The following is a 12,024-nucleotide window of genomic DNA, read 5'->3' as shown; positions in this document are numbered from 1 at the left end:
ATTGTGGTGAAGTGGATGATCCTATGCTGTCGAGAAAAGCCTCTAGCGAGTTTCATGGCGGCCCGTACCCTAAACCGACTCAGGTGGTCAGGTAGAGAATACCGAGGCGTTCGGGTGAACTATGGTTAAGGAACTCGGCAAAATGCCCCCGTAACTTCGGGAGAAGGGGGGCCACGTCTGGTGAGGATCTTTACGGTCTGAGCTGGGGGTGGCCGCAGAGACCAGCGAGAAGCGACTGTTTACTAAAAACACAGGTCCGTGCGAAGCCGTAAGGCGATGTATACGGACTGACGCCTGCCCGGTGCTGGAACGTTAAGGGGACCGGTTAGCTCCATTTCGGTGGGGCGAAGCTGAGAACTTAAGCGCCAGTAAACGGCGGTGGTAACTATAACCATCCTAAGGTAGCGAAATTCCTTGTCGGGTAAGTTCCGACCTGCACGAATGGCGTAACGACTTCTCGACTGTCTCAACCATAGGCCCGGTGAAATTGCACTACGAGTAAAGATGCTCGTTTCGCGCAGCAGGACGGAAAGACCCCGGGACCTTTACTACAGTTTGATATTGGTGTTCGGTTCGGCTTGTGTAGGATAGCTGGGAGACTTTGAAGCGTGCACGCCAGTGTGTGTGGAGTCGTCGTTGAAATACCAGTCTGGTCGTGCTGGATGTCTAACCTGGGTCCGTGATCCGGATCAGGGACAGTGTCTGATGGGTAGTTTAACTGGGGCGGTTGCCTCCTAAAGGGTAACGGAGGCGCCCAAAGGTTCCCTCAGCCTGGTTGGTAATCAGGTGTTGAGTGTAAGTGCACAAGGGAGCTTGACTGTGAGACCGACGGGTCGAGCAGGGACGAAAGTCGGGACTAGTGATCCGGCGGTGGCTTGTGGAAGCGCCGTCGCTCAACGGATAAAAGGTACCCCGGGGATAACAGGCTGATCTTCCCCAAGAGTCCATATCGACGGGATGGTTTGGCACCTCGATGTCGGCTCGTCGCATCCTGGGGCTGGAGTCGGTCCCAAGGGTTGGGCTGTTCGCCCATTAAAGCGGTACGCGAGCTGGGTTTAGAACGTCGTGAGACAGTTCGGTCCCTATCCGCTGTGCGCGTAGGAGTCTTGAGAAGGGCTGTCCCTAGTACGAGAGGACCGGGACGGACGAACCTCTGGTGTGCCAGTTGTTCTGCCAAGGGCATGGCTGGTTGGCTACGTTCGGGAGGGATAACCGCTGAAAGCATCTAAGCGGGAAGCCTGCTTCGAGATGAGGACTCCCACCCACTTGATGGGGTAAGGCTCCCAGTAGACGACTGGGTTGATAGGCCGGATCTGGAAGCACGGTAACGTGTGGAGGTGACCGGTACTAATAGGCCGAGGGCTTGTCCTCAGTTGCTCGCGTCCACTGTGTTGGTTCTGAAACCACGAACAACCCCATGCCAGGTCACGGTGTGGTGCGGTTGATTGTTTCATAGTGTTTCGGTGGTCATAGCGTGAGGGAAACGCCCGGTTACATTCCGAACCCGGAAGCTAAGCCTTACAGCGCCGATGGTACTGCAGGGGGGACCCTGTGGGAGAGTAGGACACCGCCGAACTCCTTTTAGAGCTCTGGCTCTTGGGCAACAGCCCAAGAGCCAGAGCTTTTTTGCGTTGAGGTAGGGTCAGGGGGCATCGTAGGCACTTTTTCCCAGGAGGCCCCCGGGTGGAGGTCCAGGAGACCCGTGTCCAGACAGACCGGGTCCTCACCATCCCCAACATCCTCAGCATGGCGAGGCTCGTCGGCGTACCGCTGTTCCTGTGGTTGATCCTCAGGCCGGAGTTCGGCGGCCCCAAGAGTGATGGCTGGGCCTTGCTGGTCCTGGCGCTGAGCGGCATCAGCGACTATCTGGACGGCAAACTCGCGCGGCGCTGGAACCAGATCAGCAACCTCGGCCGGCTTCTCGACCCCGCCGCCGACCGGCTCTACGTCCTTTCCACGCTCGTCGGGCTGACCTGGCGCGAGATTCTGCCGGTCTGGCTGACCGCCGCGCTGCTCGCCCGGGAATTGATGTTGTTGGTGGCGGTGGCGGTCCTCAGGCGTCACGGCTACCCGCCGCCGCAGGTGAACTTCCTGGGGAAGGCAGCGACGTTCAACTTGATGTACGCCTTCCCGTTGCTTCTCCTCAGTGACGGAAGCGGATGGATCTCGTCACTCGCTGCTATTTTCGGATGGGCGTTCGCCGGATGGGGTACAACCCTCTATTGGTGGGCAGGAGTCCTCTACGTGGTGCAAGTCCGCCGTCTTGTCCGTGCGGACGCCATGGCCGACTGAGCTCGCCTATTCGGGCAGCCGCGGTGGCTCCGATGGCCCGCTTCGGAAAAGTGCGGGACAATCAGGACGGGTGAAGTCGGCTAGATCGTCATCTCTTGGAGGAGGACGCTTCCGACATGAAGGCCGTCGTGATGGCCGGAGGCGAAGGCACACGCCTTCGCCCGATGACCTCGAGCATGCCCAAGCCGCTCCTGCCGGTGGCCAACCGGCCGATCATGGAGCACGTTCTGCGGCTGCTCAAAAGGCATGGGCTGAATGAGACCGTCGTCACAGTCCAGTTCCTGGCTTCGCTGGTCAAGAACTATTTCGGTGATGGTGAAGAGCTCGGCATGGAGCTCACCTATGCCAATGAGGAGAAGCCACTCGGTACCGCGGGAAGCGTCAAGAACGCCGAGGAGGCGTTGAAGGACGACGCCTTCCTCGTCATCTCCGGCGACGCGCTGACCGACTTCGACCTCACCGACCTGATCCGGTTCCACAAGGAAAAGGGCGCGATGGTGACCGTGTGTCTTACACGCGTTCCCAACCCCCTGGAATTCGGCATCACCATCGTCGACGAAGAGGGCCAGGTCGAGCGCTTCCTGGAGAAGCCGACCTGGGGTCAGGTCTTCTCCGACACCGTGAACACGGGCATCTATGTGATGGAGCCCGAGGTCTTCAACTACGTGGAGGCCGATGTCCCCGTCGACTGGTCCGGCGATGTCTTCCCGCAGCTGATGAAGGAAGGCAAGCCCATCTACGGCTATATCGCCGAGGGCTACTGGGAGGACGTGGGCACCCACGAGAGCTACGTGAAGGCCCAGGCCGATGTCCTCGAAGGCAAGGTGGACGTCGACATCGACGGCTTCGAGATCTCGCCGGGCGTCTGGGTCGCGGAAGGCGCCGAGGTGCATCCCGACGCCGAGCTGCGCGGTCCGCTGTACATCGGTGACTACGCCAAGGTGGAGGCCGGCGCGGAGATCCGCGAGCACACCGTCGTCGGGTCGAACGTCGTCGTCAAGAGCGGTGCCTTCCTGCACAAGGCCGTCGTGCACGACAACGTGTACATAGGGCAGCACAGCAACCTGCGCGGCTGTGTCGTGGGCAAGAACACCGACATCATGCGGGCCGCGCGCATCGAGGACGGCGCGGTCATCGGCGACGAGTGCCTGATCGGCGAAGAATCGATCGTGCAGGGCAATGTGCGGGTGTACCCGTTCAAGACCATCGAGGCGGGCGCCTTCGTCAACACCTCGGTCATCTGGGAGTCGCGGGGCCAGGCGCACCTCTTCGGCGCCCGTGGCGTCTCCGGCATCCTGAATGTGGAGATCACCCCGGAACTCGCCGTACGGCTCGCGGGAGCGTATGCGACGACCCTGAAGAAGGGCTCCACGGTCACCACCGCCCGCGACCACTCCCGCGGTGCGCGTGCCCTGAAGCGGGCCGTCATCTCCGCGCTCCAGGCCAGCGCCATCGACGTACGGGACCTGGAGAACGTACCGCTGCCCGTCGCCCGGCAGCAGACCGCGCGCGGCAGCGCCGGCGGCATCATGATCCGTACGTCGCCCGGGGTGCCGGACTCGGTCGACATCATGTTCTTCGACGGGCAGGGCGCCGACCTGTCGCAGGGCAGCCAGCGGAAGCTGGACCGGGTCTTCGCGCGGCAGGAGTACCGGCGGGCGTTCCCCGGCGAGATCGGCGACCTGTACTTCCCCTCCAGCGTCTTCGACTCGTACACCGGTTCACTGCTGCGCAACGTGGACACGACCGGGATCGCCGAGGCGGGCCTCAAGGTGGTCGTGGACGCCTCCAACGGCAGTGCCGGCCTGGTCCTGCCGAGCCTGCTCGGCAAGCTCGGGGTGGACTCGCTGACCATCAACCCCGGCCTGGACGAGTCCCGGCCGACGGAGACCGAGGAGATGCGCCGGGCCGGCCTGGTGCGGCTCGGCGAGATCGTGGCGTCCTCCGGGGCCGCGTTCGGCGTGCGGTTCGACCCGGTGGGCGAGCGGCTGTCGCTCGTCGACGAGAAGGGCCGGATCATCGAGGACGACCGGGCGCTGCTGGTCATGCTGGACCTCGTCGCCGCCGAGCGGCGCAGCGGCCGGGTGGCGCTGCCGGTCACCACGACCCGTATCGCCGAGCAGGTCGCCGCGTACCACGGGACGCAGGTGGAGTGGACGACCACGTCGCCGGACGACCTCACCCGGGTCGGCGGCGAGGAGGGGACGATCTTCGGCGGTGACGGCAAGGGCGGATTCATCGTCCCGGAGTTCAGCAGCGTCTATGACGGCACGGCCGCTTTCGTACGGCTCATCGGTCTGGTGGCGCGCACGCAGCTGACCCTCAGCCAGATCGACGCGCGGATCCCGCGGGCCCATGTCCTCAAGCGGGATCTGGCCACGCCGTGGGCCGTCAAGGGCCTGGTCATGCGCCGCGTCGTCGAGGCGGCCGGGGAGCGCTTCGTGGACACGACGGACGGGGTGCGGGTCGTGGAGACCGACGGCCGCTGGGTGATGGTGCTGCCCGACCCGGCCGAGGCGGTCACCCATCTGTGGGCCGAGGGTCCCGACGACGCCTCCGCGCAGGCCCTGCTCGACGAGTGGTCGGCGGTCGTCGACAGCGCCGGACGGTAGACCGGCCGCCGGTGCCCGCCCCGCGCGGGCACCGGTCCCGCCGGACGCCCTGCACGCGCGCGCGTGCAGGACGAGTGAGCCCGGGGGAGCCTGTCCGGCACGCCGGTGGGGGCCGTTCGGAGGTATCGCCCCAGGCGTGCGACGATGTGCGGCATGCCGCAGCGACCCCCCATTCGGAGCACACCCCCGCGGCCCTCCCGTCCTGATGCCTCCATGTCGTTGATCACCAACGTCATGGACCACAGCCTCGACGACGGTTACGCCGAGGCCGCCGCACGGAAGAAGGCCGCCGGTGAGGGCGGGCTGCCCAAGACGCTCCGCGCGCGGCTGGGACTGGCCGCCGGTCTGGTGCTCGCGGCGCTCGTCGTCACCGTGGGAGCGGCACAGGCGCGCGTGGCGGCGCCCGTGGTCGCCAAGGAGCGCCAGGAGCTGATCGACCGCATCGACCGCGAGACGGCGGCGGCGGACAAGCTGGAGGACGGCGTCGACCAGCTCCGCGACGACGTGAACGCGCGCCAGCGGCAGGCGCTCAGCCACAGCGGCGGCAACGCGCAGGCGGACCTGGCCGGGATCCTGGCGGGCGCGACCGAGGTGCACGGCCCCGGGGTGAAGCTCGTCGTGAACGACGCGAAGGAAGCCGGTTCGGGGGGCTCCGGCAAACCGCGCGAGACGTCCGGCTTCTCCGACACCGGACGGGTGCGCGACCGGGACATGCAGCGCGTCGTCAACGGGCTGTGGCAGTCGGGGGCCGAGGCCGTCTCCGTCAACGGGCAGCGGCTGACCGCCCTGTCCGCGATCCGGGCGGCGGGTGACGCCATACTGGTCGACAACAGGCCGCTGGTGCCGCCGTACACGGTGCTCGCGGTGGGGGACGGGCAGCGGCTGAGCAGCAGGTTCCAGGACAGTCCGGACGGGCTGTACCTGAACGCGCTGCAGGACAACTACGGCATCCGGACCGGTATCTCCGTGGAGAGTGACCTCCGGCTGCCCGCGGCACCGAGTGTGATCGTACGCACCGCGCGGCCGACCGCAGAGCAGAACAAGACTGGGAAGGGCACATCGTGATCGCCGTACTGGGCCTCATCGTGGGAGTGGTGGCCGGCCTGTTGGTCCGGCCCGAGGTTCCGGCGGTCGTCGAGCCGTATCTGCCGATCGCCGTGGTGGCGGCGCTGGACGCCGTCTTCGGCGGGCTGCGGGCCATGCTGGACGGCATCTTCGACGACAAGGTCTTCGTGGTGTCGTTCCTGTCGAACGTGGTCGTGGCCGCGCTGATCGTGTTCCTGGGCGACAAGTTGGGCGTGGGTGCCCAGCTGTCCACGGGGGTCGTGGTCGTCCTCGGCATCCGGATCTTCTCCAACGCCGCGGCCATCCGGCGCCACGTCTTCCGGGCGTGAGCGCGATGAACGACCGGGACCAGGCGCCGGAGAACCGGCTGCGCAAGGAACTGCCCGCGGAGGTGCCGGCCCAGGCCCCCGGCGCCGATCCGGACCACGAAGCGCCGGCGCCCTCGCTCACCGGCCGGCAGCGGCTGGCGCAGGGGCTGTGGCCGCCGCGGTTCACCCGGGCCCAACTCGTCGTCGCCGTACTGCTGTTCGGGCTGGGCTTCGGCCTCGCCATCCAGGTCGCGTCCAACAGCGACAGCGACAACGCCCTGCGCGGCGCCCGGCAAGAAGATCTTGTACGCATCCTCGATGAACTGGACGACCGTACTCAGCGTCTTGAGGACGAGAAGCAGGGCCTCGAGAAGCAGCGCCAGGAGCTGGAGAACAGCTCGGACCAGGCCGAGGAGGCCCGCAAGCAGACCGAGGAGAAGGAACGGCAACTGGGCATCCTGGCGGGCACGGTGGCCGCGCAGGGGCCCGGTATCACGATGACCATCGAGGACACGAAGGGGACGGTCCAGGCCGACATGCTGCTCGACGCGATACAGGAGCTGCGCGCCGCCGGTGCGGAGGCCATCGAGGTCAACGGCGTGCGCGTGGTGGCGGGCACCTATCTGACGGACTCCGGCAAGAGCGTGGACGTCGACGGGAACAAGATCAATACGCCGTTTCGTTTCCAGGTCATCGGCAAGCCGCAGGACCTGGAGCCGGCGCTCAACATCCCCGGAGGCGTGGTGCAGACCCTGGAGAAGGAGCAGGCCACCGTGTCCGTCGAGCGTTCGGACAAGATCGTCGTGGACGCCTTGCGAGCAGCGAAGCTGCCTGACTACGCTCGGTCGTCCTCGCAGTGAACCGGGGGTGCATGGCCGTCGTCCGGCAGGGGCATGAGGTTGCGGGGGGTCGGCGCACCGATTGGGTGGTGCGTGGTGGAAACTGTCTGGTGGATACGGACGTTGTGAGGATGTCCGGGTCGACCGGTGTACGACGTCAGGGTTCGTCCTGCCCCACGGGCGGGTCTGTTTCGGTCAAGGGGAATCGCCCGTGAAGTTGTTTGCGAAGTTGTTCGGCAAGAGCGCGCGAGAGGGCGGCGAGAACGCGACCGCCCGCCATCGCGCACAGCCCGGCGCGGCGGAGGGCCAGCGCCCGCTGTTCAGGGACCAGGTCGCCGGTCAGGGCGGTGACTTTTCCGGTGGCCACGGCGCGCCGTCGGTTGACCCTGCCCAGGCCGGCGGCATAGGTTTCGGCCAACCGTCAACCTCAGGTGCGGGTGGAGGGTTTGCCGCCGACCCGTACGCGTCCCATTCCCCGGCGGGGCAGCCGCGGCAGGAGGATCCGTCCATGTCGGCCCTGGTGTGTACGAGGTGCGGTAACCGCAATGCGGAGAACAGCCGCTTCTGTTCCAACTGCGGCGCGCCGCTGAGGCCCGGGGCGGTGCCGGAGCGTGCGTCGGAGACGACGTCCACGATCTCCATCTCCGGTCTGGAGGCCTACGACGCGGAGGCCACCGGCCAGACGCCGATGCTCTCGCCCGAGGCGCAGGCCGCCGTCGACGCGCTGCCGCTCGGCTCCGCCCTGCTGGTGGTGCGCCGCGGCCCGAACTCGGGCAGCCGCTTCCTCCTGGACGGCGAGCTGACCACGGCCGGCCGCCATCCGCAGAGCGACATCTTCCTCGACGACGTGACGGTCTCGCGTCGCCATGTGGAGTTCCGCCGCGTCCAGGACGGCTCGTTCACGGTGGCCGACGTCGGCAGCCTGAACGGCACGTATGTGAACCGGGAGCGGATCGACGAGGTCCCGTTGTCCAACGGCGACGAGGTGCAGATCGGCAAGTACCGGCTGGTCTTCTACTCGAGCCGGCAGGGCTACTGACCTCCCCGGACGCCGTCCGGGGAACCCAGGGAAGGTCCATGCTTCATACACCGAGCGGTGGTGCCGGGCACGGCACCACCGCCGCGGACAGTGGGCTGATGAGCATCGGCACGGTGCTGAACGCGCTGCGCGAGGAGTTCCCCGAGGTCACCATCTCCAAGATCCGCTTCCTGGAGGCGGAGGGCCTGGTGGAGCCCCGGCGCACCCCCTCGGGGTACCGCAAGTTCAGCGCGGACGACGTCGAGCGCCTCGCCCGGGTCCTGCGGATGCAGCGGGACCACTATCTGCCGCTGAAGGTGATCCGCGAGTATCTGGACGCGGTGGAGCGGGGCGAGGCGGTGCAGCTGCCGGTGCTCGGCCGGCAGCGCGGCGGTGAGGCGGTCCCGCGGCGGACCGAGGCACCGGCCGCGGCCCGGATCGGCCGGGCCGGGCTGCTGGCCGCCGCGGAGATCGAGGACCGGGACCTCCAGGAGTGGGAGTCGTACGGGCTCGTCACCCCACTGGAGGACGGCACCTACGACGCCGAGACCGTCACCGTCGCCTCGCTCATCCGCGAGCTGGGGCGTTTCGGCATCGAACCCCGTCATCTGCGGGTGATGAAGGCCGCAGCGGACCGGGAGGCCGGGCTCGTCGACCAGGTGGTGGCTCCGCTCAGACGGCACCGCAACCCGCAGACCAGGGTGCACGCCGAGGACCGTACGAAGGAGCTGGCCGCGCTCACGGTCAGGCTGCACTCGGCGCTGGTGCAGACCGCGCTCGGGGTGCGGCTGCCCTGAGGGTGCCGGGCGGCCGTCCGGCGGCCGGATCGGCCTTCCGTTCCCGGCCCGACTACCCAAACGTCCCGGGCACGGCCTAGGGTTGCTGTGTGAACGAGCTCGATGTCGTAGGTGTCCGGGTCGAAATGCCCTCCAACCAACCGATCGTGCTCCTGCGTGAAGTGGGAGGCGACCGCTACCTCCCCATCTGGATCGGCCCCGGGGAGGCGACGGCGATCGCCTTCGCGCAGCAGGGCATGGCCCCCGCGCGTCCGCTGACCCACGATCTGTTCAAGGACGTGCTGGAAGCCGTGGGCCAGGAGCTGACGGAAGTACGCATCACGGATCTGCGCGAGGGCGTCTTCTACGCCGAGCTGGTCTTCGCCAGCGGAGTGGAGGTGAGCGCCCGCCCGTCCGACGCCATAGCGCTCGCGCTGCGCACCGGTACGCCGATCTACGGCAGTGACACGGTGCTCGACGACGCGGGCATCGCGATCCCGGACGAGCAGGAGGACGAGGTGGAGAAGTTCCGCGAGTTCCTCGACCAGATCTCGCCGGAGGACTTCGGCACCAGCAGCCAGTGAGAACAGCCGCAAGTGCCGGCGGTCGGCCGGGGTGCCCTTGAGCCCCTCACGAGGGCATTCGGCTAGCCTTTCCCCGCGGTGGGGCACGGGAAACCACTCTTAGGGTGATTATCACTCGGCGTGCCGAGTGTGGCGATCGTTGACGCACCCGTGGTGACTGCCTACCGTCGAGGAGGCAGGTCAAGGACGGAGGTCGGCGTGAGAAGCAGCGGCGACGGTACGGCTGGGGGTGCCCCCGGGATCGACGTCGGGGGAAGCGGTCCGTACCGGCTTCACGACAGCGCGGCCGACCAGGCTCCGCAGCGGCCGGCGGCCGTGCCGAGCGGCAAAGGGGCGGCGTCCATGGCGTCCGAGGAAATCGGCTACCGGGGCCCGACGGCCTGTGCGGCGGCCGGCATCACCTACCGGCAACTGGACTACTGGGCCCGCACCGGCCTGGTCGAACCGAGCGTGCGCCCGGCCCACGGGTCCGGCACCCAGCGGCTGTACAGCTTCCGTGACGTCGTCGTCCTGAAGATCGTCAAGAGGTTCCTGGACACCGGTGTCTCGTTGCAGAACATCCGGACCGCCGTGCAGCACCTGCGCCGGCAGGGGTTCAGCGACCTGGAGCGCATGACGCTGATGAGCGACGGCGCGACGGTCTACGAGTGCACCTCGCCCGACGAGGTGCACGCCCTGCTCCAGGGCGGCCAGGGCATCTTCGGCATCGCCGTCGGAGTGGTGTGGCGCGATGTGGAGAGCGCCCTGTCGCAGCTGCACGGCGAGCGTGTCGACACCGGTGAGACCCTGGTCGGCCACAACCCCGGGGACGAGCTGGCCAGACGCCGCAACCGGGCGGTCTGACCGCCCGCGGGCCCGCTCGGCGGCGGGCCGGATCCCGGTCGCGGACGGCCGCGTGAGCGCGCGTCGTGCGCCGCGCCGGGGGCATTGTCAGTGGCGTGGTGCAGCATCGGAGATGTGAGAAGCGCGCCGACGATCCTGCATCTCGACATGGATGCCTTCTTCGCCCAGGCGGAGCAGGCGTCCAAGCCGAGCCTGCGCGGGAAGGCGGTCGTGGTGGGCGGCCTGGGCCCGCGCGGTGTGGTGGCCACCGCGTCGTACGAGGCGCGGGTCTTCGGCGTCCACTCCGCGATGCCGATGGCCCAGGCGCGCCGCCTGGCACCGAACGCCGCGTATCTGGTGCCGCGCTTCGGCTTCTACCGGTCGATCAGCGAGCAGGTGATGGGGCTGCTGCGGGCACTGTCCCCGCTGGTGGAGCCGCTGAGCCTGGACGAGGCGTTCGTGGACCTGGAGGCCGGGGGAGCGGCCTCGGACGGGGAATCGGCCCGGCTGGCGGGAGCGCGGCTGCGGGCCGACATCCGGGCCGTCACGGGGCTGACGGGCTCGGTCGGCCTGGCCGCCTCCAAGATGCTCGCCAAGATCGCCTCCGAGCGGGCCAAGCCGGACGGTCTCGTCCTCATCGAACCGGGCACGGAGCGCGCCCTCCTCGGCCCCCTGTCGGTGCGGACGCTGCCGGGCGTGGGACCGGCGACGGGGGACCATCTGCGCCGAGCCGGGATCCACACCGTCGACGAGCTCGCCGAGGCGGGCGAGGACGAGCTGGTGCGCCTGCTGGGCAAGGCGCACGGGCACGCGCTGTACGCGATGGCGCTGGCCCACGACGAGCGGCCGGTGGTCGCCGAGCGGGAGACGAAGTCGGTTTCGGTGGAGGACACCTACGACATCGACATCCACGACCGGCTGCGGGTGGGCCTGGAGGTGCAGCGGCTGGCCGACCGCTGTGTGGGGCGGCTGCGCGGGGCCGGGCTGTCGGGCCGGACCATCGTGCTCAAGGTGCGGCGGTACGACTTCTCCACGCTGACCCGGTCGGAGACGCTGCGCGGGCCCACCGACGACCCCGCGGTGGTGCGGGAGGCAGCCGCCCGGCTGCTGGACTCGGTGGACACCACCGGCGGAGTGCGGCTGCTCGGTGTGGGCGTGTCCGGGCTCGCCGACTACACCCAGGAGGATCTGTTCGCCCAGGCGGCCGGCGGGGCGGCGGAGAGTCCCGAGGCGGAGCCCGTGGACGAACCGGCACCGGAACCGGCGGAGCCCGCCGAGCGGCACTGGTCCGCGGGGCACGACGTACGGCACAGCGAGCACGGACACGGCTGGGTGCAGGGCAGCGGCGTCGGCAGGGTCACGGTCCGCTTCGAGACACCGCAGTCGGCGCCGGGGCGGATCAGGACCTTCCGCGTGGACGACCCGGCTCTGGAACCGGCGGATCCGCTGCCGCTGGTACGGCGAAGACCGGCGGAGGCGACGGAACCGGCGGCCGAGGCCGAGGCCGATACGGCGGCCACCCCCGGAACCGGAACTGCGGGTGCCCCGGGCACGACGGGCGCCGCGGGCGCCCCCGGGGGCGGGACCGCGCTGGGCGTCGGATGAGCAGCAGTGCGGTGTGGTGTGGTGTGGTGCGTGGCAGGGCCAGGCCGGCGGTGCGGTCGGTGCGGCCCGGTGCCGGGGTGGGTGAAGCCGGCAGGACGGGAAC

The 12,024-nt window shown here is 68.3% G+C and carries 10 protein-coding genes and 2 rRNA genes (1 of these 12 cut by a window edge); all 12 read left to right on the top strand.

The window, feature by feature from the left end:
• Positions 1-1,371: ribosomal RNA gene (locus tag A8713_RS04640) — 23S ribosomal RNA — on the top strand (it extends 1,750 nt beyond the left edge of the window).
• 88 nt (positions 1,372-1,459) lie between these two features.
• Positions 1,460-1,576 (top strand): 5S ribosomal RNA (gene rrf / locus A8713_RS04635).
• A 107-nt stretch (positions 1,577-1,683) separates the two neighbouring features.
• Positions 1,684-2,292, top strand: coding sequence for a CDP-alcohol phosphatidyltransferase family protein (locus A8713_RS04630; RefSeq protein ID WP_018571207.1), 609 nt, complete (start codon positions 1,684-1,686; stop codon positions 2,290-2,292).
• A 116-nt stretch (positions 2,293-2,408) separates the two neighbouring features.
• Entirely contained in the window at positions 2,409-4,904 is a 2,496-nt protein-coding gene (locus A8713_RS04625; RefSeq protein WP_064531546.1) for a mannose-1-phosphate guanyltransferase, read from the top strand.
• Between the two features lie 144 nt (positions 4,905-5,048).
• A complete protein-coding gene (locus tag A8713_RS04620; RefSeq protein ID WP_107440582.1) occupies positions 5,049-5,969 on the top strand; it encodes a DUF881 domain-containing protein in 921 nt (306 codons plus the stop codon).
• Positions 5,966-6,298 carry a small basic family protein gene (locus A8713_RS04615; RefSeq protein ID WP_006134295.1) on the top strand — a complete coding sequence of 111 codons (333 nt, stop codon included), beginning with the start codon at positions 5,966-5,968 and terminating at the stop codon, positions 6,296-6,298. The genes A8713_RS04620 and A8713_RS04615 overlap by 4 nt, the downstream gene beginning before the upstream one ends.
• Positions 6,299-6,303: 5 nt before the next feature.
• Positions 6,304-7,137 carry a DUF881 domain-containing protein gene (locus A8713_RS04610; RefSeq protein WP_064531544.1) on the top strand — a complete coding sequence of 278 codons (834 nt, stop codon included), beginning with the start codon at positions 6,304-6,306 and terminating at the stop codon, positions 7,135-7,137.
• A gap of 61 nt (positions 7,138-7,198) precedes the next feature.
• Positions 7,199-8,155: an FHA domain-containing protein gene (locus A8713_RS31925; RefSeq protein WP_079158838.1), complete on the top strand. Its 957-nt coding sequence runs from the start codon at positions 7,199-7,201 to the stop codon at positions 8,153-8,155.
• A 38-nt stretch (positions 8,156-8,193) separates the two neighbouring features.
• Positions 8,194-8,931 (top strand): transcriptional regulator FtsR, encoded by a 738-nt coding sequence (gene ftsR, locus A8713_RS04600; RefSeq protein ID WP_064531542.1) that lies wholly within the window; start codon positions 8,194-8,196, stop codon positions 8,929-8,931.
• An 89-nt stretch (positions 8,932-9,020) separates the two neighbouring features.
• A complete protein-coding gene (locus tag A8713_RS04595; RefSeq protein ID WP_026253112.1) occupies positions 9,021-9,494 on the top strand; it encodes a bifunctional nuclease family protein in 474 nt (157 codons plus the stop codon).
• A 198-nt stretch (positions 9,495-9,692) separates the two neighbouring features.
• Entirely contained in the window at positions 9,693-10,337 is a 645-nt protein-coding gene (locus A8713_RS04590; RefSeq protein WP_079158837.1) for a MerR family transcriptional regulator, read from the top strand.
• Between the two features lie 114 nt (positions 10,338-10,451).
• Positions 10,452-11,921, top strand: coding sequence for a DNA polymerase IV (locus A8713_RS04585; RefSeq protein WP_064531541.1), 1,470 nt, complete (start codon positions 10,452-10,454; stop codon positions 11,919-11,921).
• Positions 11,922-12,024 lie beyond the last annotated feature (103 nt).

The organism is Streptomyces sp. SAT1 (assembly GCF_001654495.1).
GTDB classification, from domain to species: domain Bacteria; phylum Actinomycetota; class Actinomycetes; order Streptomycetales; family Streptomycetaceae; genus Streptomyces; species Streptomyces andamanensis.
Note: the sequence above shows the minus strand (reverse complement) of the source record. Positions and strands in the feature narration are given on the sequence as shown.

What these genes read in the sequence shown, in the direction of transcription:
- A8713_RS04625 (WP_064531546.1), top strand. Translation starts at nt 2,409, where the DNA reads ATGAAGGCCGTCGTGATGGCCGGAGGCGAAGGCACACGCCTTCGCCCG.
- A8713_RS04620 (WP_107440582.1), top strand. Translation starts at nt 5,049, where the DNA reads ATGTGCGGCATGCCGCAGCGACCCCCCATTCGGAGCACACCCCCGCGG.
- A8713_RS04610 (WP_064531544.1), top strand. Translation starts at nt 6,304, where the DNA reads ATGAACGACCGGGACCAGGCGCCGGAGAACCGGCTGCGCAAGGAACTG.
- ftsR (WP_064531542.1), top strand. Translation starts at nt 8,194, where the DNA reads ATGCTTCATACACCGAGCGGTGGTGCCGGGCACGGCACCACCGCCGCG.